This is a genomic window from Streptomyces violaceusniger Tu 4113, from assembly GCF_000147815.2.
GTDB lineage: Bacteria > Actinomycetota > Actinomycetes > Streptomycetales > Streptomycetaceae > Streptomyces > Streptomyces violaceusniger_A.
In genome coordinates, this window is the sequence record NC_015957.1 from 2139995 (window position 1) to 2165894 (window position 25900).

The 25900-nt window shown below is 71.3% G+C and carries 27 protein-coding genes; 21 read left to right on the plus strand and 6 right to left on the minus strand.

Annotation, left to right across the window (positions count from 1 at the left end):
• The first annotated feature begins 2 nt into the window (after window positions 1–2).
• Window positions 3–836, plus strand: coding sequence for a hypothetical protein (locus STRVI_RS09420; RefSeq protein WP_014055407.1), 834 nt, complete (start codon window positions 3–5; stop codon window positions 834–836).
• Between the two features lie 4 nt (window positions 837–840).
• Here the strand turns inward: STRVI_RS09420 and STRVI_RS09425 are convergent, their stop codons facing one another.
• Complete coding sequence (locus STRVI_RS09425) at window positions 841–2166, minus strand: D-arabinono-1,4-lactone oxidase (RefSeq protein WP_014055408.1); 1326 nt, start codon at window positions 2164–2166, stop codon at window positions 841–843.
• On the minus strand, window positions 2120–3376 hold the full coding sequence (locus STRVI_RS09430; RefSeq protein ID WP_014055409.1) for an MFS transporter: 1257 nt from the start codon (window positions 3374–3376) through the stop codon (window positions 2120–2122). Before STRVI_RS09430 ends, STRVI_RS09425 begins: the two co-directional genes overlap by 47 nt.
• A gap of 118 nt (window positions 3377–3494) precedes the next feature.
• On the opposite strand from STRVI_RS09430, the gene STRVI_RS09435 reads away from it, so the two are divergent.
• Together STRVI_RS09435 and STRVI_RS09440 are read left to right on the plus strand one after the other, a co-directional pair.
• Window positions 3495–4646: a ferrochelatase gene (locus tag STRVI_RS09435; RefSeq protein ID WP_014055410.1), complete on the plus strand. Its 1152-nt coding sequence runs from the start codon at window positions 3495–3497 to the stop codon at window positions 4644–4646.
• Window positions 4647–4701: 55 nt separating this feature from the next.
• Entirely contained in the window at window positions 4702–5502 is an 801-nt protein-coding gene (locus STRVI_RS09440) for an inositol monophosphatase family protein (protein ID WP_014055411.1), read from the plus strand.
• Between the two features lie 192 nt (window positions 5503–5694).
• Here STRVI_RS09440 and STRVI_RS52550 read toward each other — a convergent pair whose 3' ends face one another.
• Window positions 5695–5868 (minus strand): hypothetical protein, encoded by a 174-nt coding sequence (locus tag STRVI_RS52550; RefSeq protein WP_014055412.1) that lies wholly within the window; start codon window positions 5866–5868, stop codon window positions 5695–5697.
• A gap of 359 nt (window positions 5869–6227) precedes the next feature.
• Here STRVI_RS52550 and STRVI_RS09445 point away from each other — a divergent pair, with 359 nt between their 5' ends.
• From STRVI_RS09445 to STRVI_RS09460, 4 genes are all read left to right on the plus strand, one after another.
• The gene (locus STRVI_RS09445) at window positions 6228–6881 is read left to right on the plus strand and encodes a response regulator transcription factor (RefSeq protein ID WP_014055413.1); all 654 of its coding nucleotides are present in this window, start codon (window positions 6228–6230) and stop codon (window positions 6879–6881) included.
• Between the two features lie 6 nt (window positions 6882–6887).
• Complete coding sequence (locus STRVI_RS09450; RefSeq protein ID WP_014055414.1) at window positions 6888–8135, plus strand: sensor histidine kinase; 1248 nt, start codon at window positions 6888–6890, stop codon at window positions 8133–8135.
• A gap of 406 nt (window positions 8136–8541) precedes the next feature.
• Window positions 8542–8844, plus strand: coding sequence for a DUF4193 domain-containing protein (locus STRVI_RS09455; RefSeq protein ID WP_009714537.1), 303 nt, complete (start codon window positions 8542–8544; stop codon window positions 8842–8844).
• Between the two features lie 14 nt (window positions 8845–8858).
• Window positions 8859–9560 (plus strand): hypothetical protein, encoded by a 702-nt coding sequence (locus STRVI_RS09460; protein ID WP_014055415.1) that lies wholly within the window; start codon window positions 8859–8861, stop codon window positions 9558–9560.
• Between the two features lie 18 nt (window positions 9561–9578).
• On the opposite strand, the gene STRVI_RS09465 is transcribed toward STRVI_RS09460, so the two are convergent.
• Window positions 9579–10025 carry a DUF3093 domain-containing protein gene (locus STRVI_RS09465; RefSeq protein ID WP_014055416.1) on the minus strand — a complete coding sequence of 149 codons (447 nt, stop codon included), beginning with the start codon at window positions 10023–10025 and terminating at the stop codon, window positions 9579–9581.
• 59 nt (window positions 10026–10084) lie between these two features.
• On the opposite strand from STRVI_RS09465, the gene STRVI_RS09470 reads away from it, so the two are divergent.
• The 8 genes from STRVI_RS09470 to STRVI_RS09505 all read left to right on the plus strand — a co-directional run bounded on the left by STRVI_RS09470 (window position 10085) and on the right by STRVI_RS09505 (window position 18300).
• Window positions 10085–10666, plus strand: coding sequence for a hotdog fold domain-containing protein (locus tag STRVI_RS09470; protein ID WP_043235657.1), 582 nt, complete (start codon window positions 10085–10087; stop codon window positions 10664–10666).
• Entirely contained in the window at window positions 10663–11178 is a 516-nt protein-coding gene (dut, locus tag STRVI_RS09475; protein WP_014055418.1) for a dUTP diphosphatase, read from the plus strand. Before STRVI_RS09470 ends, dut begins: the two co-directional genes overlap by 4 nt.
• 1 nt (window position 11179) lies before the next feature.
• On the plus strand, window positions 11180–11965 hold the full coding sequence (locus STRVI_RS09480; RefSeq protein ID WP_014055419.1) for a DUF3710 domain-containing protein: 786 nt from the start codon (window positions 11180–11182) through the stop codon (window positions 11963–11965).
• A 227-nt stretch (window positions 11966–12192) separates the two neighbouring features.
• Window positions 12193–13077, plus strand: a complete 885-nt coding sequence (locus STRVI_RS09485; RefSeq protein ID WP_014055420.1) for a hypothetical protein — start codon at window positions 12193–12195, stop codon at window positions 13075–13077.
• A 622-nt stretch (window positions 13078–13699) separates the two neighbouring features.
• A complete protein-coding gene (locus STRVI_RS09490) occupies window positions 13700–16312 on the plus strand; it encodes a sensor histidine kinase (protein WP_014055421.1) in 2613 nt (870 codons plus the stop codon).
• Window positions 16309–16992, plus strand: a complete 684-nt coding sequence (locus STRVI_RS09495) for a response regulator (protein ID WP_014055422.1) — start codon at window positions 16309–16311, stop codon at window positions 16990–16992. The genes STRVI_RS09490 and STRVI_RS09495 overlap by 4 nt, the downstream gene beginning before the upstream one ends.
• Before the next feature lie 63 nt (window positions 16993–17055).
• Entirely contained in the window at window positions 17056–17484 is a 429-nt protein-coding gene (locus tag STRVI_RS09500) for an OB-fold nucleic acid binding domain-containing protein (protein WP_014055423.1), read from the plus strand.
• Window positions 17485–17487: 3 nt separating this feature from the next.
• Entirely contained in the window at window positions 17488–18300 is an 813-nt protein-coding gene (locus tag STRVI_RS09505; protein ID WP_014055424.1) for a DUF3159 domain-containing protein, read from the plus strand.
• Window positions 18301–18418: 118 nt separating this feature from the next.
• On the opposite strand, the gene STRVI_RS09510 is transcribed toward STRVI_RS09505, so the two are convergent.
• On the minus strand, window positions 18419–19096 hold the full coding sequence (locus tag STRVI_RS09510) for a potassium channel family protein (protein ID WP_014055425.1): 678 nt from the start codon (window positions 19094–19096) through the stop codon (window positions 18419–18421).
• A complete protein-coding gene (locus STRVI_RS09515) occupies window positions 19093–19761 on the minus strand; it encodes a potassium channel family protein (protein ID WP_014055426.1) in 669 nt (222 codons plus the stop codon). The genes STRVI_RS09510 and STRVI_RS09515 overlap by 4 nt, the downstream gene beginning before the upstream one ends.
• Window positions 19762–20393: 632 nt before the next feature.
• Between STRVI_RS09515 and STRVI_RS09520 the strand changes: the two genes are divergently transcribed.
• The 6 genes from STRVI_RS09520 to STRVI_RS09545 are packed head-to-tail and all read left to right on the plus strand — an operon-like array spanning window position 20394 to window position 25841.
• A complete protein-coding gene (locus tag STRVI_RS09520; RefSeq protein WP_014055428.1) occupies window positions 20394–21905 on the plus strand; it encodes an ATP-binding protein in 1512 nt (503 codons plus the stop codon).
• Window positions 21902–22330: a roadblock/LC7 domain-containing protein gene (locus tag STRVI_RS09525; RefSeq protein ID WP_014055429.1), complete on the plus strand. Its 429-nt coding sequence runs from the start codon at window positions 21902–21904 to the stop codon at window positions 22328–22330. The genes STRVI_RS09520 and STRVI_RS09525 overlap by 4 nt, the downstream gene beginning before the upstream one ends.
• Window positions 22327–22683: a DUF742 domain-containing protein gene (locus STRVI_RS09530; protein ID WP_014055430.1), complete on the plus strand. Its 357-nt coding sequence runs from the start codon at window positions 22327–22329 to the stop codon at window positions 22681–22683. Before STRVI_RS09525 ends, STRVI_RS09530 begins: the two co-directional genes overlap by 4 nt.
• A complete protein-coding gene (locus tag STRVI_RS09535; RefSeq protein ID WP_014055431.1) occupies window positions 22661–23275 on the plus strand; it encodes a GTP-binding protein in 615 nt (204 codons plus the stop codon). Before STRVI_RS09530 ends, STRVI_RS09535 begins: the two co-directional genes overlap by 23 nt.
• On the plus strand, window positions 23272–24744 hold the full coding sequence (locus tag STRVI_RS54100) for a cytochrome P450 (protein ID WP_014055432.1): 1473 nt from the start codon (window positions 23272–23274) through the stop codon (window positions 24742–24744). The genes STRVI_RS09535 and STRVI_RS54100 overlap by 4 nt, the downstream gene beginning before the upstream one ends.
• On the plus strand, window positions 24726–25841 hold the full coding sequence (locus STRVI_RS09545; protein WP_014055433.1) for a cytochrome P450 family protein: 1116 nt from the start codon (window positions 24726–24728) through the stop codon (window positions 25839–25841). Before STRVI_RS54100 ends, STRVI_RS09545 begins: the two co-directional genes overlap by 19 nt.
• Window positions 25842–25900: the final 59 nt, after the last annotated feature.

Here is a 25900-nt window from a genome sequence, read left to right on the forward strand (position 1 = left end):
AGATGCACGGCAACGCCGACGGCGACCGACAACACAAAAGCGGACGGATCGAGCTGAGCGTGGCCCATGTGGCCGGCAGCGCGCTGGCGGCCATCGCCGCCGCGGTCCTCGCCTCCAAACTGGGCGTCTACGGGACGATCCTGGGCGCCGGTGTGATGAGCGTGGTGGCGACCGCGGGCGGCACCGTCTTCCAGCACCTGTTCCACCGCACCGGTGAGCAGATCAAGGAGGTGCGGGTCCAGACGGTGCCCCGGCGGCCCGCCGGGCCCGTCACGCTCCGGCGGAAGGGGGCGGCCGACGAGTACGGCGAGCCGACCACGCACGGCACCCGGCTGCGCGGGAGGCGGCGCCACGTCCTCGGGGCGCTGGCGGTCTTCGTCACCGCCATGAGCGTCATCACGGGGATCGAGATGTACTCCGGAGGCCCGGTGTCCAACGTCTGGGGGGAGAGCCGGAGCGGAACCACCGTCAGCGACGGCGTGAGCGGCTCCTCCGGGTCGCAGTCCACCCCCGGCCCCTCGCGCCGCGGCCCGGCCGCCCCGTCCCGGAACCCCGGCGCCTCCTGGGGTGGCGGCGATCCGACACCGTCCCCGCGCACCTCCCGCGGGGACGGCGCGGCCGACGCGTCGACCGCACCGACGCCCGGTTCGTCCGGAACGTCCGGGTCCGGCAAGGGCTCCGGCCCCGAGGGCGGCACCGGTGGCACGGCCGCGCCCGGCACCTCCGCGCCCGCCACCCCCGGCCCGTCCCGGACCCCGTCCGGCGGTGCCACGGAGAGCGGAACGGATGGTTCCGGTGATGCCACGCCCACGCCCGGCGCCACCGACGGGCCGTGACGCGTCAGTCGCCCAGCACCCGCCGCAGATAGTCGTTGGAGAACAGCCGGTCCGGGTCCAGCCGGTCGCGTACCGCCGTGAACTCCCCGAACCGCGGATAGACCCCGGACAGGTAGCCGGCGTCGCGGCTGTGCAGCTTGCCCCAGTGCGGACGGCCGCCGTGGGCGATCATGATCTGCTCGGCCGCCGTGAAGTACGCCCGGTGCGGGGTGCCCCGGTACAGATGGACGGCGATGTACGCGGTCTCGCGCCCGGAGGCGGTGGACAGCGTGATGTCGTCGGCGGGCGCGGTGCGCACCTCCACCGGGAAGCTGACCCGCAGTCCGGACCGGTCGACGGTCGATTTGAGCTCGCGCAGCACGGTGACCGCGGCCTCGCGCGGCACGGCGTACTCCATCTCCAGGAAGCGCACTCGGCGCGGAGAGGTGAAGACTTTGTAAGGGATGTCCGTGTAGGTCCGGGCAGAGAGGGCGCGGCTGGAGATTTTGGCGATTCCGGGGATGGTGGCGGGGACCGCCCGGCCCACCGAACAGGCCACCTGGAAGATGCCGTTGGACAGCAGCTCGTCGTCCACCCAGCCGCTGACCCGGCCCACCGGGGCGGCAGGGCCGGTGCTGCGGTTGTTGCGCTTGGTGTTGCAGTTGCCGGTGTGCGGGAACCAGTAGAACTCGAAGTGCTCGTTCTCGGTCACGAGCCTTTCGAAATCGGCCATGACGCGGTCGAAGGGCATCGGTTCCTCGCGCGCGGTGAGCAGGAACTCCGGTTCCACGGCGAAGGTGATCGCGCTGACCACGCCGAGCGCGCCGAGCCCGATCCGGGCGGCCGCGAAGATCTCCGGGTTCTCCTCCGCCGAGCAGCGCAGCACCGAACCGTCCGCCGTCACCAGCTCCAGGCCCTTGATCTGGGCGGCGATCGAGGCGCTGTCCCGGCCGGTGCCGTGAGTGCCGGTGGCGGTCGCCCCGGCCACGGTCTGCTCCATGATGTCGCCCATATTGGCCAGCGACAGCCCATGGGCCGACAGCGTCTCGTTGAGCTGCCAAAGCGGGGTGCCGGCCGCGACGGTCACGGTCCCCGCCTCGCGGTCCAGCCCGCGCACGCCCGCCATGCGGTCGGGGCGTATCAGCAGCCCGTCGGTGGCGGCCGTGGTGGTGAAGGAGTGCCCGGAGCCCACCGCCTTCACCTTCAGCCCCTCCGCCGCCGCCCGGCGGACCACCTCGGCGAGCTCCTGAGTGGACGACGGCGCGACGCTCCGCACCGGGCGGGCCGTCACATTCCCCGCCCAGTTACGCCACACGCTGCTCCGTACGGTCTTCATGGTCTTGACGGCCATCCGCACCCGACCCCTCCCGCTGTGGCGCCGGCCGGAGCCGGCGGTACCCGAGGAACGCCACCGCCGCCGCGAACACCCCGGCCACGGCCGGCACCGCGTACCCCGCCCGGGCGCCGGCCGCGTCCACCACCCATCCGGCGGCCGACGAGCCGAGCGCCACCCCGACCGCGAGCCCGGTGCTCACCCAGGTCATCCCCTCGGTCAGATGCGCGCGTGGTACGTGGCGTTCGACGAGGGCCATGGTGGTGACCATCGTGGGTGCGATGGCCAGGCCCGCGACGAAGAGCGCCACGGCCAGGAACGGCAGGTTCCCGACCAGTTGGAGCGGGATCATACTCACGGCGATCGCACAAATACCCCACAACCAACGACGGGATGCCGATCCGCTCAGCCGCAGCAGCCCGAAGACCGCGCCCGCGAGACAGGAGCCCAGCGCGTACACCGCCAGGACCAGGCTCGCCGCGCCCTTGTGGCCCTCGTCCTCGGCGAAGGCCACCGTCACCACGTCGATCGCCCCGAAGATGGCGCCGGTCGCCACGAAGGTGACCACCAGCACCTGGAGCCCGCGCGAGCGCAGCGCCGAACGGCCGGTGTGCTGCCCGCGCGGATGCGGTACGGGCTCGGTGGCCCGCTGCGCGGTCAGCGAGAAGACCCCGGCCGCCAGGAAGCAGGCGGCAAGCAGCGGGCCCGCCTCCGGGAACCAGGTGGTGGACAGTCCGATCGAGATGACCGGCCCGAGGATGAAGCAGACCTCGTCGACGATCGACTCCCAGGCGTACGCGGCGTGCAGCTCGCGCGGGGAGTCCCCGTAGATCGCCGCCCAGCGGGCCCGCACCATGGAGCCCACACTGGGCACACAGCCGGCCCCGGCGGCGAAGACGAACAGCGTCCAGTCCGGCCAGCCCCGGTGCGCGCTCAGCAGCAGTCCGCAGACGGCGGTGAGCGCCACGAGGGTCGCCGGGCGCAGCACCCGGCGCTGTCCGTGCCGGTCGACCAGCCGGGATATCTGCGGGCCGATGGAGGCGGCGGAGAGCGCCAGCATGGCCGACAGGGCGCCCGCCAGCCCGTACCGGCCGGTGAGTTCGGAGACCATGGTGACCACGCCGATGCCCGCCATGGACAGCGTCATCCGCCCGAGGAAGCCGGCCGCGGAGAACCCCTTGGTTCCGGGGGCGGCGAAGATCGCACGATAGGGGCTGGTACTGGGCAAGGCAGGCTCCGCCGTGAGCAGGGTAAGGATCGTACGAGCTGATACAGATTACGGGCATGTCCCTGGTGCGCGCAGGGCCGTTTCCCGCCTGTCAGCGGCTGGTGGCAGGATCGGAAGCATGCCGGATCAGTCAGTACAGCCTTCCCCCGCCCCCTATGACGCACTGCTGTTGCTCTCCTTCGGCGGGCCGGAAGGCCCCGAGGACGTCGTGCCGTTCCTGGAGAACGTCACGCGCGGGCGGGGCATCCCGCGCGAGCGGCTGAAGGAGGTCGGCCGGCATTACTTCCTCTTCGGCGGGGTCAGCCCGATCAACGCGCAGAACCGCGAGTTGCTGCACGCGCTGCGCAAGGACTTCGCCGAGCACGGCCTGGACCTGCCGGTCTACTGGGGCAATCGCAACTGGGCGCCGTATCTGACCGACACCCTGCGCGAGATGGCCGCCGACGGCCACCGCCGCATCCTGGTGCTGGCCACCAGCGCCTACGCCTCGTACTCCGGCTGCCGCCAGTACCGCGAGAACCTCGCGGACGCGCTGGCCGCCCTGGAGGGCGAGGGGCTTCCGCTGCCGCGCGTCGACAGGCTGCGGCACTACTTCAACCACCCCGGCTTCGTGCGGCCCATGGTGGACGCCACGCTGGCCGCCCTCGCCGAGCTGCCCGAGGAGCGTCGCGCCGGGGCCCATCTCGCCTTCACCACGCACTCCATCCCGACCGCCGCCGCCGACACCTCGGGCCCGGTGGAGGCGCACACGGAGGACGGGGAGGGGGGCGCGTATGTCGCCCAGCACCTCGATGTGGCCCGGCTGATCGCCGACGCGGTGCGCGAGGAGACCGGCGTCGAGCACCCCTGGCGGCTGGTCTACCAGTCGCGCAGCGGTGCGCCGCACATCCCCTGGCTGGAGCCGGACATCTGCGATCACCTGGAGGAGCTGCACGGCGAGGGCGTGCCCGCCGTCGCCATGGTCCCGATCGGCTTCGTCTCGGACCATATGGAGGTCAAGTACGACCTCGACACCGAGGCCACGGCCAAGGCCGCCGAGCTCGGTCTGCCGGTCTCCCGCGCCTCGACCGTCGGCGCCGATCCGCGGTTCGCCGCGGGCGTGCGCGATCTGGTGCTGGAGCGCGCGGCCACCGAGCGCTTCGCCGAGGACCGGGCCGCGGCCGCCCCGGAGCGCTGCGCCCTGGGCGCCCTCGGCCCGAGCCATGACATGTGCCCGGTGGGCTGCTGTCCGGCCCGCGCGCCGCGCCCCGCCGCCGCGGGCTCGGACTGAGCGTGCCCGCCCCGCCACCGCCGCTGCCCATCCGGGCAATCCGCTAAGGAGCACCATGACCGACCCGCTCTTGACCAAACTCCTCGAGACGGCACTGGAGGCCGCCCGTGGCGCGGGGGACCTGCTGCGCGACGGCCGCCCGGCCGACCTCGGGGTGGCGGCCACCAAGACCAGCCCGATCGACGTCGTCACCGAGATGGACATCGCCGCCGAGAAGCTGATCACCGACCTCCTCGCGCGCCGCCGCCCGCAGGACGGCGTACTCGGGGAGGAGGGCGCCGACACCGAGGGCACCAGCGGGGTGCGCTGGGTGATCGACCCGCTCGACGGCACGGTGAACTACCTCTACGGCCTGCCGTCGTGGGCGGTCAGCATCGCCGCCGAGCAGGACGGCGAGACGGTCGTCGGGGTGGTGACCGCCCCGATGCGCGGCGAGACCTTTCAGGCGGTCCTGGGCCGGGGCGCCCGGCTGAACGGGGAGCCGGTGTACTGCCGCCCCGCGGCTCCGCTGGAGGAGTCGCTGATCGGCACCGGCTTCGGGTATGTGCGCGAGCGCCGCATCGGGCAGGCCAGGGTGCTCAACGATGTGTTGCCGCGGGTGCGGGACATCCGGCGCGGCGGATCGGCCGCCATCGACCTGTGCGATGTGGCCTGCGGCCGGCTCAACGGCTACTACGAGCGCGGGCTCAACCCCTGGGACTTCGGGGCCGGTGCGCTCATAGCGCGCGAGGCGGGCGCGCTCACCGGAGGGCGGCCTGGCGTCCCTGCCTCCACGGAGCTGACCATTGCCGCCGCCCCCGGCCTTTTCGAGCCGCTGCGGGGGCTTCTGGACGACCTGGGCGCCTGGCACGACTGATCCCGCCCCCGGGGCCACACGCCCCCGGTCCACACCCCCGCCCAGACACACGGAAACGCCCCGGAGTCACGAGGACACCGGGGCGCTTCGGCGTGGTTACCGGAGGTTTTCTGGATCACCATCCGGAGGTAAATAAGAATCGGCTACCTGGAGGGAATCCGGATCTGGATCGGGTCCGGAATCCACAAGGGATCAAGCAAACGAGGCGCTTACTTCGACACCGTGCTCGGCGGCGAGGCGACGGAGGTCTTCCAGCTCCGACTGCTCCACGTCCACAAGAAAGTCGTCGCCCGTCTCACGGGCGCGAATGAGATCGGTCTTGGTGTTCTCTATGCGCTGCAGAATGCCTGCGGTGAACGCGTCCATGTGCGCCCCCTCGTCGTGGGTCGGTGGCACGGGGGTGTGCCGACGGCGGGACGATCACGTGCGTGGCCCTTGCCGACGGCAATGACAGTGAGGGATGCCGGAGACAAGGCGTGATCGCGGGTGTGCAGTCGTCCTCCCCACCCCGTCCTGAGCGGAAACCTCGGGGCCCCGAAAGAATCTGAATTCGGCGTTCCGGCCGCTGCCGCCCACACCACCGCGTCCATGATCGGGCTGAGGGATCCCGAGGCGATCCCTCTTACCGCCGGTTTATGAGACTTCGAGGCAGGATGGAGGCGCCGAACACTCATCGAGTTTGGCGAGATCATGCCCAGTGCGGCAATCAAGGAAGGACTAACGACGTGCGCGTACTCGTCGTCGAGGACGAGCAGCTGCTCGCCGATGCGGTGGCCACCGGACTACGCCGGGAGGCCATGGCCGTCGACGTCGTGTATGACGGAGCCGCCGCCTTGGAGCGCATCGCCGTCAACGACTACGACGTCGTCGTCCTCGACCGGGACCTGCCCCTCGTGCACGGCGATGACGTCTGCCGCAAGATCGTCGAACTCGGCATCCCCACCCGGGTCCTGATGCTCACCGCCTCCGGCGACGTCAGCGACCGCGTGGAGGGCCTGGAGATCGGCGCGGACGACTATCTGCCCAAGCCCTTCGCCTTCAGCGAACTGATCGCGCGTGTGCGGGCGCTCGGCCGCCGGACGACCGTGGCCCTGCCGCCCGTCCTGGAGCGCGCCGGGATCAAGCTGGACCCCAACCGCCGCGAGGTGTTCCGGGACGGCAAAGAGATCCAGCTGGCGCCGAAGGAGTTCGCGGTCCTGGAGGTGCTCATGCGCAGTGAGGGCGCCGTGGTCTCCGCGGAGCAGCTGCTGGAGAAGGCCTGGGACGAGAACACCGACCCGTTCACCAACGTGGTGCGGGTGACCGTGATGACCCTGCGCCGCAAGCTGGGCGAGCCCGCGGTGATCGTCACCGTCCCCGGCTCGGGTTACCGGATCTGATCCGGCATGGCGACGACTCCGACCCCGCTGCCGCCGACGGCACCGCCCAAGCCGAGCTGGGACCCCCAGGGCGCCTCGCGCCCCAACCCCTGGCTGCGCCCGACGATCCGGATACGGCTCACCCTGCTGTACGGCGGGATGTTCCTGATCGCCGGGGTGGTGCTGCTGACGATCATCTACCTGCTGGCCGCCCAGGCCCTGCACGTCGGCAACGAGCTGCCGTTCAAACTGGTCGGCGGCAGTGTCCAGCCGACCAACAACACCTGCCCCGAGATCATCGGCCAGAGCAGCCCGGACCAGTTCAACGCGGTCCTGAACACCTGCATGAAGGAGCAGCGCCAGCTCGCCCTGGACGGGCTGCTGCGCCGCTCCCTGATAGCCCTCCTGGGCCTGTCCGTGATCGCCTTCGCCTTCGGCTACGCGATGGCCGGGCGGGTGCTCTCGCCGCTCGGCCGGATCACCCGCACCGCGCGCCAGGTGGCGGGCTCGGACCTGTCCCGCCGGATCGAGCTGGACGGCCCGGACGATGAGCTCAAGGAGCTCGCCGACACCTTCGACGAGATGCTGGAGCGCCTGGACCGGGCGTTCACCGCCCAGCAGCGGTTCGTCGCCAACGCCTCGCACGAGCTGCGCACCCCGCTGGCGATCAACCGCACCCTGCTGGAGGTGCAGCTCTCGGACCCGCAGGCGTCCCCGGAGCTGGTCCAGCTCGGCAAGACCCTGCTGGCCACCAACGAGCGCAGCGAGCAGCTCGTGGAGGGCCTGCTGCTGCTGGCCCGCAGCGACAACGAGATCGTCGACCGTAAGCCGGTGGATCTCGCCGAGGTGGCCTCCCAGGCGATGGAGCAGGTCCGGGCTGAGGCCGAGGGCAAGGGCGTGGAGCTGCGCGGACAGCGCGCTCCGGCGGTGGTCCAGGGCAACGGAGTGCTGCTCGAGCGGATCGCGCTGAACCTCGTCCAGAACGCGGTGCGGTACAACATCACGGAGGATGGCTGGGTGGAGGTCACCACCGAGAGCCGGCCGGGTCAGGCCGTGCTGGTGGTGGCGAACACAGGTCCGGTCGTCCCGGCCTACGAGATGGACAATATTTTCGAACCCTTCCGCAGGCTCCGTACCGAGCGCACCGGCAGCGACAAGGGCGTCGGCCTCGGGCTGTCGATCGCGCGGTCTGTGGCGCGCGCCCACGGCGGCAGGATCGCGGCGGAGCCGCGTGAGGGAGGTGGCCTGGTGATGCGGGTGGTGCTCCCGGTCTGACGTCGGGAATCCCGAGGCCGGGGGCCTGCCCGGGAGGTGTTCGCTTTGGGCGGAATTTTCGTGATCCGCCCACCCGGGGTAGGCTGTGTGATCGATCACATGGGCGATTTTCCGGCCATATACTCTGCGTGATCGTCGCGGTTGACGGAAAGCCGGGAAAATCCGGGTTTTCGGGGACCGTCATCACGGGAAGTACACGTCATGGCGCGTGCGAGTGCGACCTTCGGACCGTGTACGGTCCCGATGGCCATCCAACCCGATCACCTCGTCAGGGGTGCGGTTGGGTGTCGATTGAGTAACAGACCTTGATGTGAGGCAAAATCTCCGCCTCGGGTCGGGCACAAGTCCGGCCTCTCACGCGTTACGTGCGCTGAGACACCACAGACACCCAGAGGGGGAGAGCGACATGGCAACGGACTACGACACCCCACGCAAGACCGACGATGACGTCAACGAGGACAGCATCGAGGAACTGAAGGCCCGGCGAAATGACAAGTCGGCGTCCACCGTCGACGTCGACGAGTTCGAGCAGGCCGAGGGACTCGAGCTGCCCGGTGCGGACCTCTCCAATGAGGAGCTGTCCGTCCGGGTGCTGCCTCGCCAGGCGGACGAGTTCACGTGCATGAGCTGCTTCCTCGTGCACCACCGCAGCCAGCTGGCCGCCGAGACCAAGAACGGCCAGCCGATCTGCCGCGACTGCGCGGCCTGAGCCGCGGGGTCGGCGTGGAGGCGGAGCACGACGACGTGGACGAGGCCGAGCGAGGTCGGATGGCCTCGCTCGCGACCAACCTCGGGCGCGGAGTGCGAAGAGGCGGTGAGCGCGCGAGAGCGGGGGTCTACGCGGTCGCCGACCGGATCATGGCGAATGCTCCACGCATCCCGGTCCGCGATCTCGCGACCCTGCGCGAGCAGTTCCCGGGGCTCGGCCCCGAAGAGCTCGCGGACAAGCTGGTGGCCGGTGCCGCGGGCGGCACCGCCACAGTGGGCGCGGGCGTCGGTGCAGCGGCGATGCTGCCGGCCCCGCCCGCCATGCCCACCGAGCTGGCCGCCGAGATCGTCGGCGTGGCCTCCATAGAGTTCAAGCTGATCGCCGAGCTGCACGAGGTCTACGGAGTGCGGGCGCCCGGCACGGTGCGTCAGCGCGCCATCGCGTATGTCGGCTGCTGGGCCGAGGAGCGCGGCATCGACGTCGCCCAGCCGGTGAGCGTCAACGCGGCCCTGGGCGTCCAGATGAAGCGCGAGCTACGGCAGCAGGTCCTCAGACGCAGCTTCCGGAACATGCCGGTCCTGACGCCCTTCATGGTCGGCGCGGCCGTGGGAGCCGCGATGAACCGGCGCGACACCAAGAAGCTCGCGCGCAAGGTCCGCAAGGATCTGCGGGCCCAGCAGATCCCCTGGGACCTCCCACTGGCCCTGGAGAGATAGGCCCTTCGCGCGCCCCGCTCAGGCGGGTTGCACGGCCGTGAGCGCGGCGGCCAGCGCCTCCGGATTCCGTGTGGACACATACACATACGGTGTCGGGTCCTCCGGATCGGTGACTTCCACCCGCAGCGCGGTCGGGATGTAGCTGCGCAGCAGCATGAACGCCCGCGGATCGGCCTTGTAGGTCCGCCAGGCCGCCGTCTCGGCGGCGTCCAGCACCTGCGGGGTCCCCAGGGCCGACACCGGGATCCGCGCCTCGCCGGCCACCAGTGAGTCCGCCACCACGCGCACCCGGGCCGACCCGTACGAACTCACCGCGACGCAGGCCAGCGCCGCACCGCCGATCAGACCGCCGAGCATCGGCAGAGTGCCGAACGGCAGCATGATCAACCCCACCGAGACCCCGATCAGAACGGCGATGAACCACCAGGAACGGGGCGCGCTGAGGCGTTCTTCGTAAGGCTGCATGCGTATCAGCTTGGCATGGCCGCCGAACCGGACTGTTCTCGCGGGTAAGGTCAGCCGTTGTGACTGGACGAACGACAGGGCTGACGCCGCCGGAGGGCGCCACGGCACCCGTGCGCCATCCCGACGCGCCCGCGCCCGGGAAGCCCCTCGGCGTGCACTACGACCAGTGCTTCGGCTGCGGCGATCAGCCGGGGGGCCTGGGGCTGATCGCGCGGGCGGGCGAGGGCGTGAGCGTCACCGCCGAGTTCACGGTGCGCAGCGGCCACCAGGGCGCGCCGGGTCTGGCCCACGGCGGGGCGCTGGCCGCGGCGCTGGACGAGACGCTCGGGGCGCTCAACTGGCTGCAGCGGGCGATCACGGTGACCGGGCGGCTGGAGACAGACTTCGTACGGCCCGTGCCGGTCGGCACCGAGCTGCATCTGGAGGCACGGGTGACCGCCGTGCACGGCCGGAAGGTCTACTGCTCGGCCACGGGCCGGCTCGGCGCTCCGGACGGCCCCGTCGCGGTGCGGGCGCAGGCCCTCTTCATAGAGGTGCGGGTCGAGCACTTCATCGAGAACGGCCGGGCGGAGGAGATCGACGCGGCGCTCGCCGATCCGGATCAGGTGAAGGTCGCGCGCGCTTTCGAGGTGAACCCATGAGTCCGCTGCCCGTCGACGTGCTGATCCGCAGGATGGACCCCGAGGTGCCGCTCCCCGGGTACGCCCACCCCGGCGACGCGGGGGCCGATCTGGTCACCACCGAGGCGGCCGAGCTGGCTCCGGGGGAGCGCGCGGTTCTGCCCACCGGAGTGTCTATCGCGCTCCCGGAGGGGTATGCCGCCTTCGTGCATCCACGGTCCGGACTTGCCGCGCGCTGCGGCGTAGCCATGGTGAATGCCCCGGGGACCATCGATGCCGGGTACCGTGGAGAGATCAAGGTGATCGTGGTCAATCTGGACCCGCGCGAGAGCGTGCGGTTCGAGCGCTTCGACCGGATCGCCCAATTGGTCGTCCAGCAGGTCGAGAAGGTGCGCTTCCAGGAGGTGGCGGAGCTTCCCGGGTCGGCGCGGGCCGAAGGGGGCTTCGGGTCCACCGGCGGTCATGCCGCCGTGGACGGCACAACGGGTGGGAATGGATTCGCTTCGGTCGGTTCCGACCGGGAAGGACGATGACGTGTTCGGACGTCGCCGCAAGCGCAGCAAGGAGGACGTCGAGTCGCTCGACGTCACCTCCGACGAGTTGGCCGAGGACGCGGAGGAGGCGGACGGCGCTGAGGACACCGCCGCACCCGTGGAGGCCGGCCGGGTGAGCCTGCCGCCGGCCCCGCGCCCCGAGGGCCCCTGGGACGCATCCGAGGTGCGCGAGCCCGGCGAGGGCCGGGTGGACCTCGGTGGTCTGTTCGTACCCGGCGTCGAGGGCATGGAGCTGCGGGTGGAGGTCGCGGGGGACGCGATCGTCGCCGCGACCGTGGTGCTGCGGGACAGCGCCGTGCAGCTCCAGGGCTTCGCAGCGCCCAAGAAGGAAGGCATCTGGGGCGAGGTGCGCGACGAGATCGCCACCGGCATCACCCAGCAGGGCGGGGTCGTCGACGAGGTCGAGGGCCCGCTCGGCTGGGAGCTGCGCGCCCAGGTCCCGGTGCAGCTCCCGGACGGCAAGAACGGCGTGCAGGTGGTCCGCTTCGTCGGCGTGGACGGGCCCCGCTGGTTCCTGCGCGGTGTGATCTCCGGGCAGGGAGCGGTGCAGCCCGAGACCGGCAGTCTCCTGGAGGCGATCTTCCGGGACACGGTCGTGGTGCGCGGCGAGGGCCCGATGGCCCCGCGCGACCCGATCGTCCTCAAGCTGCCGGACGACGCGCAGATGGTGCCCGACGGGGTGCAGCAGGACGAGGCGCAGGGCTCGCGGTTCGCGGGCGGCGCCGACCGGCTCCAGCGCGGCCCGGAGATTTCCGAGGTTCGCTGAGCCGCCGTCGCGCACGGCAGCAGACAAGGCCCGAAGGGGCCCGGGGCAGGGCCCCCGGGTCCCTTCGGCGTTTTTCGGAAGGTCGCTTCGGGGATTTCGCGCGACACGGTGAACACACTCGCCGCACCGGCCGTACTCATGGGCGCGAGACCTTGTGACGCTCCGAGGGGGAGAGGGCGCGTCGCGAGACACACCCCCTGTCCGACCTCAACGAGGTGAGTGATCAGATGTCGCGTGGCCTTCCGTTACTGCACCGCCGGAGAATCCTCGTCTCCGGTGCGATCGGCGGTATCACCTGTGCGGCCGTCGTGGTGGGAGCCGCCATGGCCGATCAGGACGACGGCAGCGGCGACGCCGATGCGTCGACCAAGGCCGCCCAGACCATCAGCTGCCCCGCGGTCGCCGGTTCCCTCCCGGAGATCCCGGCGGAGGCCAAGGCCGAGGTGGACCGCAACCTCGCCCTGCTGGACACGCAGCTGGCGGAGGCCGACAAGCGGCTCGGCACGAGCCAGGGCGAGGGCGGCCCCAACTTCGTGCAGAACGCCATCCTCGGCCCCCTGGCGGACAAGCGGAAGTCCACCCTGGACCGCATCGCGATCTCCATCGGACGGCGCGCCGAGAAGCCGGCCGGGCTGGACGCCCTCGCCGAGTGCACCCTCTCGGGCGGTGAGGCGGGAGCGGGCTCCGGCACCGGCGCGGGCGGCGAGGCGGACAGCGGGGCGACCCCGACCGCCGCGGCGTCCGAGCCCGCGGGCGGAGGAGCCGAGCAGGGCTCCGGAGCCGAGCAGGGCGGCGGAGCCGACGCGGGCTCCGGCCAGACGATCAACTGCCCGGACGTCGCCTCGAAGATCAGCGGCGTACCGGCCGCCGCCCAGGCCGAGGTGGACCGCAATCTCGCGCTGCTCCAGACGCAGCTCGACGAGGCCGGCAAGCGGCTCGGCACGAGCCAGGGCGAAGGCGGCCCCAACTTCGTGCAGAACGCCATCCTCGGCCCGCTGAAGGACAAGCGGGCCTCCACGATCGACCGCATCGAACTCTCCTTCTCCCGCCAGGGCTCGACCGCCCCCTCCGGTCTCGACGCCCTGGCGGGCTGCTCGCTCACATCCGGCTGAGCCGACGGCGCACGGCCCGGCCCGAGGTGAGCGTCTGCCGGTGGGCCGTACTCTTCTCTGCGGAGTACGGCCCACCGGCTTTTCGCATGGGTTCGCCGGGGGTTGGCAAGTGCTCGTCCGGGAGCGTGCGTAAGGCCCGTTCAGCTCGATCGTGTGATGGTCGGCTTCTGGCCTTGTGGCGCCACGGTGGGGTCGGGTTGGCGTGGCTGTGCGATCTGGGACGCCGGGTGCGGTGCCAGTGTGCGGGGCCCCTGCTCCACCGGAGAGATGGTTCAGGGCCTCCCCGTCGCTTCTGGCCGTATCCACATGGCCAGGTCGTGAGGGACTCCGCCCGCCCGGCTCGGACCACGGACGCGATCCGTGTCGCCGCCCGGGACGCGAAAGCGGACGACCAGTGCGCCCAAGACCGTTCGGGGCGTGCCAGTGAGCGGACTCACTCCCGCTCACTGCCCAGGAACGGTTGGACGGCCGGGCGTCAAAGGCGCGTCAAGACGGCGCCGACGACCGTAAGGGAGCCGTCAAGGAACGGCCGGTCCGGCCGGGGACGGGGTTTGCTCTACAAGCATCGCCCGCTGGCAGCCCGCCATGAGCTCAGGCGCCGTCCAACAGGGAAAATAGGGGTATGGGACGCGGAAAGTTGCGGATCTACCTCGGTGCGGCACCGGGCGTGGGCAAGACGTACGCGATGCTGTCCGAGGGGCATCGCCGGGTCGAGCGGGGCGCGGACCTCGTGGTCGGCTTCGTGGAGCACCACGGCCGTCGCCGTACCCAGGTGATGATGCACGGGCTCGAGGAGGTGCCCCGCCGGGAGCTGGAGTACCGGGGGAGCACCTTCACCGAGATGGAGGTGGACGCGGTGCTGGCGCGCCGCCCCGCCATCGCGCTCGTCGACGAGCTGGCCCACACCAACGTGCCCGGCTCCCGCAACGAAAAGCGCTGGCAGGACGTCGAGGAGCTGCTGCGCGCGGGCATCGACGTCGTCTCCACCGTCAACATCCAGCACCTGGAGTCGCTGGGCGACGTGGTGGAGTCGATCACGGGGGTGCGCCAGCGGGAGACCCTCCCGGACGAGGTGGTGCGCCGGGCCGACCAGATCGAACTGATCGACATGTCGCCCCAGGCGCTGCGCCGCCGCATGGCCCACGGCAACATCTACGCGCCCGACAAGGTCGACGCCGCGCTGTCGAACTACTTCCGGCCCGGGAACCTGACCGCACTGCGCGAGCTGGCCCTGCTGTGGACCGCCGACCGGGTCGACGAATACCTCCAGCAGTACCGCGACGAGCACTCCATCCGCTCCACCTGGCAGGCGCGTGAGCGCATCGTCGTCGGGCTGACCGGCGGCCCGGAGGGGCGGACGCTGATCCGTCGCGCCGCCCGGATGGCCGCCAAGGGCTCCGGCAGCGAGATCCTCGCCGTCTACATCGCCCGCAGCGACGGCCTGACCTCGGCCTCCCCCAAGGAGCTGGCGGTCCAGCGCACCCTCGTGGAGGACCTGGGCGGCACCTTCCACCACGTCATTGGGGAGGACATCCCGGGGGCGCTGCTGGAGTTCGCCCGCGGTGTCAACGCGACCCAGATCGTGCTCGGCTCCAGCCGCCGCAAGACCTGGCAGTACGTCTTCGGACCCGGGGTGGGCACCATGGTCGCCCGTGACTCCGGGCCCGACCTGGACGTCCACATCGTCACCCATGACGAGGTCGCCAAGGGCCGCGGGCTGCCGGTCGCGCGCGGCGCCCGGCTCGGCCGTTCCCGGCTGATCGCGGGCTGGGTGGTCGGGGTGGCCGGACCGGCCCTGCTCACGCTGCTGCTCACCGGCACCGGCGCCACCCTCGCCTCCGAGGCCGGGCCCGGCTTCGCCAACCAGGTGCTGCTCTTCCTGTTCCTCAATGTGCTGGCCGCCCTGCTGGGCGGCATGGTGCCCGCCCTCGCCTCGGCGGCCGTCGGATCGCTGCTGCTCAACTACTACTTCACCCCGCCCACCCACACCCTGACCATCGCCGACCCCGAGAACATCGTCGCCATAGCGATCTTCGTGGCGGTCGCCGTCTGTGTGGCCTCCGTGGTCGACCTCGCCGCCCGCCGCACCCACCAGGCCGCCCGGCTGCGAGCCGAGTCCGAGATACTGTCGTTCCTCGCGGGCAGCGTGCTGCGCGGCGAGACCAGCCTGGAGGCGCTGCTGGAGCGGGTCCGCGAGACGTTCGCCATGGACTCGGTGGCGCTGCTGGAGCGGGAGAGCGATGTCGCCCCGTGGACCTGTGCGGGCAGCGTCGGCAGCCACGACGGCACCCCGGCGCCCGAACGGCCCGAGGACGCGGAGGTGGACATGCCGGTCGGCGACCATATGGCGCTCGCGCTCTCCGGCCGGGTCCTGCCCGCCGAGGACCGCCGGGTGCTCGCCGCCTTCGCCGCCCAGGCCGCCGTCGTCCTCGACCGGCAGCGGCTGGCGCAGCAGGCCGGGCAGGCCCGTGAGCTGGCCGAGGGGAACCGCATCCGCACCGCGCTGCTCGCCGCCGTCAGCCACGATCTGCGCACCCCGCTCGCGGCCATCAAGGCGGCCGTGAGCTCCCTGCGCTCCGATGACGTCGCCTGGTCGGAGGAGGACGAGGCCGAGCTGCTGGAGGGCATCGAGGACGGCGCCGACCGGCTGGACCATCTGGTGGGCAACCTCCTGGACATGTCCCGGCTGCAGACCGGCACCGTCACCCCGCTCATCCGGGAGATCGACCTGGACGAGGTGGTGCCGATGGCGCTCGTCGGCGTCCCCATGGCCAAGGTCACCCTCGACATCCCCGAGGAACTGCCGATGGTCGCGGTCGACCCCGGGCTGCTGGAGCGCGGCGTCGCCAACATCGTCGAGAACGCGGTGAAGTACAGCCCGCCGGACCACCCCGTGCTGGTCTCCGCGAGCGCCCTCGGCGACCGTGTGGAGCTGCGCGTGGCCGACGGCGGCCCGGGCGTGCCGGACAGCGAGAAGGACCGCATCTTCGAGCCCTTCCAGCGGTACGGGGACGCCCCGCGCGGCGCCGGGGTGGGCCTCGGGCTCGCCGTCGCCCGCGGCTTCGCCGAGGCCATGGACGGCCGGCTGACCGCGGAGGACACCCCCGGCGGCGGAATGACCATGGTGCTCACGCTGCGCGTCGCCGCCGGCCGCCCGCCGGCCGACCCCGGCCTCCCGGTCCAGGTCGGCTCCACGTCAGGCACAACGACACGGAAAGGCAGGCCCGCCACATGAACCGGGTGCTCGTGGTCGACGACGAGCCGCAGATCGTACGCGCCCTCGTGATCAACCTGAAGGCGCGCAAGTACGAGGTCGACGCCGCCGGGGACGGCGCCACCGCGCTCCGGCTCGCCGCCGCCCGCCATCCCGATGTGATCGTGCTCGACCTCGGCCTGCCCGATATGGACGGGGTGGAGGTGATCAAGGGGCTCCGGGGCTGGACCCGGGTGCCGATCCTGGTGCTCTCCGCCCGTCAGACCTCGGACGAGAAGGTCGAGGCCCTCGACGCGGGGGCGGACGACTACGTCACCAAGCCGTTCGGCATGGACGAGCTCCTCGCCCGGCTGCGCGCGGCCGTCCGCCGCGCCGAGCCCGCCGGGCAGCCGGACGACTCGGTGGTGGTGGAGACCGACACGTTCACCGTCGACCTGGCCGCCAAGAAGGCCCATCGCGATGGCCGTGATGTGCGGCTGACTCCCACCGAATGGCATCTGCTGGAGGTCCTGGTGCGCAACGCCGGCCGCCTGGTCAGCCAGAAGCAGCTATTGCAGGAGGTCTGGGGCCCCTCGTACGGCACCGAGAGCAACTACCTGCGGGTCTATATGGCGCAGTTGCGCCGCAAGCTGGAGGCCGACCCCTCGCATCCGCGCCACTTCGTCACCGAGCCGGGGATGGGCTACCGGTTCGAGCGATGAGCGGGGTCGGGCGATGAGTGCGGGGACGGCGTTTCGGCGCCTGTGCACCGGTACGCTGGCCGTATGAGTTCCGTACCCCACCCCTCCGACGGGGCCGACAGGGGAGTCAGGTCCGACAAACCGGTCGGCCGGTTCCGGCGGATGCTGGACCGGCTGTCGAGCTCCCAGGAGGAACTGCACTCCGCCGAGCTGCAGCAGGACGCGGAGGCCGCGGGCTGCACCAAGATCGGCGACTGCGGCGACCGTCAGATCGTCAAGGTGACGGGCACGCTGCGTACGGTGACGCTCAGACCGCGGGCCGGAGTTCCCGCTCTGGAGGCGGAGCTCTTCGACGGCACCGCCGCGCTGGACGTGGTGTGGCTGGGCCGTCGCTCCATCATCGGGATAGAACCGGGGCGCAAGCTGATCGCCTCGGGCCGGATCTCCATGAGCCATGGGCGCCGGGTGCTGTTCAATCCGAAGTACGAACTCCGACCGCTCGGACAGGAGTAGCCGGTGACGCCAGACGACAAGACGACCCCGACCGGGCACCGAAGCGCCGCCGCCGACAGCAGGGCGGCGGCGGACACCGCGCTCCTGGAGGCGTTCGGCGGGGTGCGGGGCATGGTGGACACCACCGTCCCCGGTCTGGTCTTCGTCCTGCTGTACACGATCAACCGCGACATCCATCTCGCCGCGATCGCCGCGCTCGGTCTCACCGTGCTGCTCGCGGTCACCCGGCTGGTGCGGAAGGAGACGCTGAAGCACGCCTTCAGCGGGGTGTTCGGGGTCGCGTTCGGCGCGATCTTCGCGATGATGTCCGGCGACGCGAAGAACTTCTATCTGCCGGGCATGCTCTACACCCTGGGCCTGGCGATCGCCTACATTCTCTCGGCGATCTTCCGTTTTCCGCTGATCGGGGTGCTGCTCGGGCCGATGCTGAAGGAGAACCTCTCCTGGCGTACCCGTAACCCCGGCCGGTTCCGCGCCTACACCCGGTCCACCTGGGCGTGGGGGCTGATCCTGCTGGCCAAGTCGGCGGTGCTGTTCCCGCTCTACTGGTGGGGGGACGCCACCCAGCTCGGCTGGGTCAAGGTCGCGCTCGGCATTCCGCCGTTCCTGCTCTGTGTCTATCTGACCTGGATCTTCCTCGCCAAGGCCCCGCCGCCGATCGACGTGATCGCGGAGATGGAGGCGGAGGAGAAGGCCGAGCGGGAGCGGAAGTCCCAGGTCGGCAAGGCCGCCGATCCGGTGCTCTCGGAGTGGACCGACCAGATCGTGTCCGAGGCCCGTACCGATTCGGCCGACCGGCAGCCGCCCCGGCACTGAGGCCACCCAGGCCACCCAGGCCACTGAGACCGCGGCCCGGGCTCCCCGTATGGAGAGCCCGGGCCGCGGTCTTTGCCCGTGGTGGCGTCCTAGCCCGTGGTGTCCTAGCCGTGGCGTCCTAGCCCGTGGCGCCCTGGCGCTGGACGGACAGCAACTGCTCGAGCTGCTCCTCGCGTGCCTGTGCCGCGACGAACAGCAGCTCGTCACCGGCCTCCAGCACATCGTCCTTGTTCGGGGTCAGCACGCGGGTGCCGCGGATGATGGTGACCAGCGTGGTGTCCTCCGGCCACTCCACATCGCCGACCCGGGTGCCCACCAGCGCCGCCTCCGGCGGCAGCGTCAGCTCCACCAGATTGGCGTCGCCGTGGCTGAAGCGGAGCAGCCGCACCAGATCGCCGACGCTCACCGCCTCCTCGACCAGCGCCGACATCAGACGCGGGGTGGAGACGGCGACATCGACGCCCCATGCCTCGTTGAACAGCCACTCGTTCTTGGGGTTGTTGACCCGGGCGACCACCCGGGGCACCCCGTACTCGGTCTTGGCGAGCAGCGAGACGACCAGGTTGACCTTGTCGTCACCGGTGGCCGCGATGACCACGTTGCAGCGCTGCAGCGCCGCCTCGTCCAGAGAGGTGATCTCGCACGCGTCGGCCAGCAGCCACTCGGCCTGCGGCACCCGCTCCACCGAGATGGCGGTCGGCGCCTTGTCGATGAGGAGCACCTCGTGCCCGTTCTCCAGCAGCTCGCTCGCGATGGAACGCCCCACGGCGCCCGCACCCGCAATGGCAACCCTCATCGATTCGCCTCCTCAGGCCCCTTTTCGAAGGCTGCCTCGACCTTCTCCACCTCGTCGGTGCGCATCATCACATGCACCAGGTCGCCCTCCTGCAGCACCGTCCCGGAGGTCGGCAGCATCGCCTCGCCGAGCCGGGTGAGGAACGCGACCCGCACTCCGGTCTCCTCCTCGAGCACGCTGACCTTGTGGCCCACCCATGAGGGGGAGATGTGCACCTCGGCGAGCTGCACCCCGCCGCTGGGGTCCCGCCAATGCGGCTCCGCGCCGGACGGCAGCAGCCGCCGCAGCATCTGGTCGGCGGTCCAGCGCACCGTGGCCACGGTCGGGATGCCGAGGCGCTGGTAGACCTCGGCGCGGCGGGGGTCGTAGATACGGGCCGCCACGTTCTCCACTCCGAACATCTCGCGGGCCACCCGGGCCGCGATGATGTTGGAGTTGTCGCCGCTGCTCACCGCGGCGAAGGCCCCGGCCTCCTCGATGCCCGCCTCGCGCAGGGTGTCCTGGTCGAAGCCGACGCCGGTCACCCGGCGCCCGCCGAAGCCCGCACCCAGGCGGCGGAAGGCGGTGGGGTCCTGGTCGACGACCGCGACCGTGTGCCCCTGTTGCTCCAGGGTCTGGGCGAGGGCCGCGCCCACCCGGCCACAGCCCATGATCACGATATGCATGCGTCTTACCCCGCACTCCAGATGACCGTGCCGACCTGCGCAAACACCCTGCTCACATCTTCCTTCCAGGACCTACGGGGCGACAGCGGGGCGGGACCCCGATGCCGGTGCCCGGGGACGACGGGAGTCGGCCGCCGTGGCACCTGTCCCCACCGTATCCGTACCGGCGGCCCGCTCCCCCGTCCGCGCGCGACGGCCGGGAGATGAACGTGGTGACGTACGACATAGCGGGAAAGTTCCCGCGATGATCGGCGATGCGGAGAGGCGGTCGGAGGTGATCGCAGACGTGCCGGGAGGGAAGGGGTAGGGAAAGGACAGGGAAGGGCAACGATCATTTCCGGTTGCGGACGCGGAGTGAAAAGGCTGTTGGTGATCAGCCTCGACCACTACGGTGGGCCCGGGTTACGGCGCTTCATCGGTGGTCGCGACCCTTCATCTTTGCCTGAGATCCCGGACCTTCACCGAAACCACATGACAAATGCCGAGCGGATGCCGCTGGTTCGAACTTTGTCACGGGCGTCGGATACTAGGTCACGACATGGCTAAGATGATCGCGTATTCCGTTTCCGGACGGGACATCAGGGCTCTGAATCGTTCCTTCCGCGCCCGCGTTCTTCTGCACGAGGTTCCTGATGACTGATCACATAACGGAGGCGGTGAGCTGGTGTCTGGCCGCCGCGCTTCTCGTCGTCCTGGTGCTTCTGATCCGCCAGCGGCAGATCACCGCCGGAGTCCGCAGGCGCAACGCCACTCTCGAGGACAGCCTGCGGTCCCGTGACGAGGAGGTGCAGCACCTCGTCGACGTACGGCTCCCCTCGATCGCCGATGCGCTGAGCCAGCCCGGCCCGCTGCCGGGCCTGCGGGACGAGAAACTGGCCGGTACGGCCTTCGCCCAGAGCCTGCACGCCGTCATGGAACAGTTCACCCGCGCGGTGGACAAGGCACAGACGCGCGCCGACGCCTCCGCCAAGGCGGCGCTCAAGGCGTCCATGCGAGCCGTCCAGGGACTCGCCAACGAGCAGCAGGTGTCCATCTCCGAGATGCAGGAGCGGCACGACAACCCCGATGTGCTGCGGGACCTGCTGGAGATCGACCACGCCAACGCCCAGTTCGGCCGGCGCGCCCAGGCCATCGCCGTGCTCTGCGGTTCCTGGCCCGGCCGTCAGCGGCTGGCCTCCTCGCTGACCGATGTCGTCCGCGGCTCCAAGTCGCGCATCCGCGACTACCAGCGGGTGCAGGTGCACGCCCTGATCGACGTCGCCGTGGTGAGCCGGGCCGTGGAGCCCGTCGTGCTCGCGGTCGCCGAGCTACTGGACAACGCCGCCCGCCACTCGCAGCCCAACACCTCCGTGGAGGTCAGCCTCCAGCCGGTGCACAACGGGGCCTGCATCGTGATCGACGACGCCGGTGTGGGCATGGACGGCCTGGAGGTCCAGCGAGCCGCCGCCCTGCTCTCCGGCCAGCGCGCCGTGGACGTCTCCCGGCTCGGCGACCCGCCGCAGTTCGGCTTCGCCGTGGTGGGCCTGCTGGCCGTGCGGTACGGCTTCAGCGTCTCGGTGGACACCCGGTCCCCGTACGGCGGTGTGCGCGCCGTGCTGTTCCTCCCGAGTGAGCTGCTCACCCATATCGACCCCGACGGACGGCCGGGCACCGCGGCGCACGACCCCGAGGGCGCCGAGCCGCTGCACACCCTGCCCTCCCGCCGCACCCGCGGTCCCGGAAGAGCGCGGCAGGCGCATGCCGCTCCGGCCGAGGCCCAGACCCCGCCCCGGGCCCAGATCCCGCCCCAGGCCCAGCCTCCGGCGCCCGCCCCGGCACCGGCGCCCGCCCCGGCACCGGCGCCCGCTCCGGCGCCCCAGCCGTCCCTGGGCGACGACGAGGCCACCCGCGTGTACGGCACCACGCAGGGCGGACTGCCCAAGCGCCGCCGCCGGCAGGCCGCCGCCACCCCGCCGACCGCCGACTGGTCCATGGGGGCCGGGCGGACCGGCGCCGACGAATCCGACGACACCGGCGCGCACCGCGCGCGTTCGGCGGAGGAAACCGCCTCGCGGTTGGGCGCGTTCGCGCGCGGCACCCGCTCCGGCCGTGCCGACACCCAGGACTCCGCCCCTCACCATGACGAAGGGAATCGCCAGGCATGAACGAGCATCTCAACAACGAGCTCGGCTGGATGCTCGACGAGGTCGTCAAGATGCCGGAGGCACGGCACGCGATCCTGCTCTCCGCGGACGGGATGCTGCGGGCGTACTCCGAGGGCATCGCCCGCGACGAGGCCGAGCGCCAGGCCGCCGCACTCTCCGGGCTGCAGTCGATCAGCCGTTCCACCTCCGAGTTCTGTGATCCGCACGAGACGCCCTGGCAGCAGACGCTGGTCGAGTTCGTCGGCGGGTACGTCTTCCTGATCGCCGCCGGACCCGGCGCGTATCTGGCGGTCTCGGCCACCGAGGCCGTGGACATGGAGGCGGTCAGCTACCGGATGCAGAAGCTGGTCGACCGGCTCGGCAAGGAGCTCACCAGCCCGCCGCGGCAGGGCCTCCCGCGGCAGGGGATCGGCAGCCACGCATGAGTCCGGGGCGGCGCGAACGAGGGTTGGTGCGGCCGTATGTGGTCACCGACGGCCGTGCCTACCCGACTCGCAACACCTTCGACCTGGTGACCTTGGTCATGGCCCACCCCGACCGGCCGCTCACCGGGCTCGGCCCCGAGAAGCGGCGGGTCATGGAGCTGTGCCTGGGCGGCGCGCTCTCAGTGGCCGAGGTCTCCGGGTACCTGGAGCTGCCCGTCAGCGTCACCAAGGTCCTGCTCGGCGACCTCGTGGACAGCGGCCACGTCTCCACCCGGTCCCCGATCCCCGCCGCCGATGTTCCCGACACCCAGCTTCTGCAGGAGGTGCTCGATGGACTCCGCGCTCGCCTCTGACGACAAGGCGGTCTACCTGCCCAACACGGTGCGGGTGGCGGCGAAGATCCTGGTCGTCGGACACTTCGCCGTCGGCAAGACGACCTATGTGGGCTCGCTGTCAGAGATCCGGCCGCTGCGCACCGAGGAGACGATGACCCAGGCCGGTGCGCTCATCGACGACCTTCGGGGTACCGAGGACAAGACGACCACCACCGTCGCCATGGACTTCGGCCGGCTCACCCTCAGCGACTCCCTGGTGCTCTATCTGTTCGGCGCGCCGGGACAGCAGCGCTTCACCCGGCTGTGGCGGGACATGACGAACGGGGCGCTGGGCGCGCTCGTCCTGGCCGACACCCGGCGGCTGGAGCAGTCCTTCCCGGTGATGGCCGTCCTGGAGGAGCACGGACTGCCGTACGCCGTCGCCGTCAACCAGTTCGAGGGCTCTCCCCGCTTCGCGGAGCCGGAGGTCAGGGAGGCCCTCGATCTGCTTCCGGAAACCCCCCTGGTGACCTGCGACGCCCGGGACCGGATCTCCTCCACCCACGCGCTGATCGCCCTCGTCCAATATCTACAGGCCCGCCAGACCGGTAGTTCTCAGGAGATTGTGTGACCAACCGTCCAGCCGCCGGCCCCGTTCCCCCACCGGGCTGCCCCGCGCACGCGGGCCCCGCCGAGGCCGCGGGCGGCACCGGGCACAGCGCGGCCGTACCGATGTACAGCCCCGAGTTCGCCGCCGACCCGCACGGCACCTACGCGCGGATGCGCGCCACCCATGGGCCGATCGCACCGGTCGAGCTGACGCCGGGGGTGTACGCCTCGCTGGTCACCAGCTACCCGCTCGGCCTGGAGATCCTGCGCGACACCGAGCGGTTCGCCAAGGACCCGCGCGGCTGGCAAGCGATGCAGGACGGGACCGTGGGGCCGGACAACCCGGTCGCCCCGATGATGATGTACCGGCCGAACGCGCTGTTCAGCGACGGGGAGGCACACGCCCGGCTGCGCGGGGCGATCACCGACAGCCTGGACCGGGTGGATCCGCACGCTCTCAGCGAGTACGTCGAGCGCAGCGCCGAGACGCTGATCGACGCCTTCGCCTCCCGGGGCGAGGCCGACCTGATCACCGAGTACGCGTCGGTGCTCCCGCTGCTGGTCTTCAACCAGCTCTTCGGCGCACGCCCCGCGGACGGGCCGAAGCTGGTCGAGACGATGATGAAGCTCTTCGACAGCGGCGAGGAGGCGGCGGCGGCCAACGACGAGCTGCTCCACTGGATCTCCGGCCTGCTGGCGGACAAGCGCCGGAAGCTCTCCGCCGACGTCACCTCCTGGCTGATCGCGCATCCCTCGCAGCTCACCGACGACGAGCTGATGCAGCAGATGATCCTGCTGATGGCGGCCGGTACCGACCCCCAGCAGAACCTGATCGCCAACGCGCTGCGCCTGCTGCTGTCGGACGACCGCTTCGCCGGTGAGCTGTCCGGCGGCAGCATGCCCGTCGAGGACGCCCTGGACGAGGTCCTGTGGAACGACCCGCCGATGGCCAACTACGGCACCCGGTTCCCCCGGTACGACTGCGACGTGGCGGGCGTACGGCTGCGCAAGGGCGAACCGGTGCTCATCAGCTACGCCGCGGCCAACCACGAGGCGGCCATGGCCTCCGAGCGCCGGTCCGGCAACCGGGCCCACCTGGCCTGGAGCGCGGGCGCCCACCGCTGCCCCGCCGAGCGGCCCGCCCGGGTGATCGCCTCCGTGGCCATCGAGCGGCTCCTGGACCGCCTCCCGGACATGGAGCTGGCGGTTCCCGTCGAGCGGCTGACCTGGCGGACCGGGCCCTTCGCCCGCGCCCTGGCCGCCCTGCCGGTGCGCTTCCCCGCCCAAGCGGTGGCCGTGAACGAGCCGTTCGCGGCGTCCGTGTCCGAGCCGGTCCGATTCGACGAGACCTCTGGAGTCAGCCAATGGAACCCCGTCCCATCGTCCTCGACCCCGCCGGCCGCGACATCGCCGGAGAGGCAGCCCGAGTCGCCGCAGGCGGCGAGGCGACGCTTGTTGAGCTTCCTGACGGCGTGGTGGCGTGGGCAATAACCCGCCAGCGGACCCTGAAGGAGCTGCTGACCGACCCCCGGGTCTCCAAGGACCCCCGGCAGCACTGGCCCGCGTGGATCAACGGTGAGATCACGCCCGAGTGGCCGCTGATCACCTGGGTCGCCGTCGAGAACATGTTCACGGCCTACGGCGGTGACCACCGGCGGCTGCGCACCCTGGTCTCCAAGGCGTTCACCGCCCGGCGCACCGCCGCCCTGCGGCCGCGCGTCGAGGAGATCTGCACCACGCTCCTGGACGACCTGGCCGCCGCGCCGGGCGAGGTGGTCGACCTGCGCGAGGCGTACGCGTACCCGCTGCCGATCCAGGTGATCTCCGAGCTGTTCGGGCTCGACGACGAGAACCTGCGCGAGCGGATGCGCCGGGTCGTGGACAGCATCTTCCACACCTCCGCCTCCCCGGAGGAGGTCACCGCCACCTTCAACGAGATGTACGCCGTCCTCGGCGAGCTGGTGGCTACCAAGCGCGAGCGGCCCGGCGACGACCTGACCAGCGGGCTGATCGCGGTGCGGGACGAGGAGAGCGGCTCCAAGCTCAGCGAGAAGGAGCTGACCGACACCCTCGCCCTGTTCCTCTCGGCCGGTCACGAGACCACCGTCAACCTGCTGGACAACGCCATCCACGCGCTGCTCACCCGGCCCGAGCAGCTCGAGCACGTCCGGGCCGGGCGGGCCACCTGGGAGGACGTGATCGAGGAGACGCTGCGCCACTCCGCCCCGGTCGCCAACCTGCCGCTGCGCTACGCCGTGGAGGACATCGAGCTGGACGGCGGCGTGGTGCTGCACAAGGGCGACGCGATCCTGGCCGCCTACGCGGCCGCCGGACGCGACCCGGAGGTGCACGGCGCGGACGCGGACCGCTTCGACGTCACCCGGCGGCTCAAGAGCCATCTGGCGTTCGGCCACGGCGTCCATCTGTGCGTCGGCGCCCCGCTGGGCCGGCTGGAGGCCGCGATCGCGCTCCCGGCGCTCTTCGACCGCTTCCCCGGGCTCACGCTCGCGTCCGAAAAGGAGCCGCTGGAGCCGGTGGAGTCGTTCATCTCCAACGGCCACCGCACGCTGCCCGCGCGCCTGGCCTGATCGCCTCCGGCGCCCTGCTCCCGCCCGCCCCTTTTCCCGGGGGTGGGCGGGTGGGCGGG

Excerpts from the sequence above, each read along its gene's own strand:
- STRVI_RS09420 (WP_014055407.1), top strand. The coding sequence starts at position 3 with ATGCACGGCAACGCCGACGGCGACCGACAACACAAAAGCGGACGGATC.
- STRVI_RS09425 (WP_014055408.1), bottom strand. The coding sequence starts at position 2,166 with ATGGCCGTCAAGACCATGAAGACCGTACGGAGCAGCGTGTGGCGTAAC.
- STRVI_RS09435 (WP_014055410.1), top strand. The coding sequence starts at position 3,495 with ATGCCGGATCAGTCAGTACAGCCTTCCCCCGCCCCCTATGACGCACTG.
- STRVI_RS09440 (WP_014055411.1), top strand. The coding sequence starts at position 4,702 with ATGACCGACCCGCTCTTGACCAAACTCCTCGAGACGGCACTGGAGGCC.
- STRVI_RS52550 (WP_014055412.1), bottom strand. The coding sequence starts at position 5,868 with ATGGACGCGTTCACCGCAGGCATTCTGCAGCGCATAGAGAACACCAAG.
- STRVI_RS09450 (WP_014055414.1), top strand. The coding sequence starts at position 6,888 with ATGGCGACGACTCCGACCCCGCTGCCGCCGACGGCACCGCCCAAGCCG.
- STRVI_RS09455 (WP_009714537.1), top strand. The coding sequence starts at position 8,542 with ATGGCAACGGACTACGACACCCCACGCAAGACCGACGATGACGTCAAC.
- STRVI_RS09465 (WP_014055416.1), bottom strand. The coding sequence starts at position 10,025 with ATGCAGCCTTACGAAGAACGCCTCAGCGCGCCCCGTTCCTGGTGGTTC.
- dut (WP_014055418.1), top strand. The coding sequence starts at position 10,663 with ATGAGTCCGCTGCCCGTCGACGTGCTGATCCGCAGGATGGACCCCGAG.
- STRVI_RS09485 (WP_014055420.1), top strand. The coding sequence starts at position 12,193 with ATGTCGCGTGGCCTTCCGTTACTGCACCGCCGGAGAATCCTCGTCTCC.
- STRVI_RS09490 (WP_014055421.1), top strand. The coding sequence starts at position 13,700 with ATGGGACGCGGAAAGTTGCGGATCTACCTCGGTGCGGCACCGGGCGTG.
- STRVI_RS09495 (WP_014055422.1), top strand. The coding sequence starts at position 16,309 with ATGAACCGGGTGCTCGTGGTCGACGACGAGCCGCAGATCGTACGCGCC.
- STRVI_RS09500 (WP_014055423.1), top strand. The coding sequence starts at position 17,056 with ATGAGTTCCGTACCCCACCCCTCCGACGGGGCCGACAGGGGAGTCAGG.
- STRVI_RS09510 (WP_014055425.1), bottom strand. The coding sequence starts at position 19,096 with ATGAGGGTTGCCATTGCGGGTGCGGGCGCCGTGGGGCGTTCCATCGCG.
- STRVI_RS09515 (WP_014055426.1), bottom strand. The coding sequence starts at position 19,761 with ATGCATATCGTGATCATGGGCTGTGGCCGGGTGGGCGCGGCCCTCGCC.
- STRVI_RS09520 (WP_014055428.1), top strand. The coding sequence starts at position 20,394 with ATGACTGATCACATAACGGAGGCGGTGAGCTGGTGTCTGGCCGCCGCG.
- STRVI_RS09525 (WP_014055429.1), top strand. The coding sequence starts at position 21,902 with ATGAACGAGCATCTCAACAACGAGCTCGGCTGGATGCTCGACGAGGTC.
- STRVI_RS09530 (WP_014055430.1), top strand. The coding sequence starts at position 22,327 with ATGAGTCCGGGGCGGCGCGAACGAGGGTTGGTGCGGCCGTATGTGGTC.
- STRVI_RS09535 (WP_014055431.1), top strand. The coding sequence starts at position 22,661 with ATGGACTCCGCGCTCGCCTCTGACGACAAGGCGGTCTACCTGCCCAAC.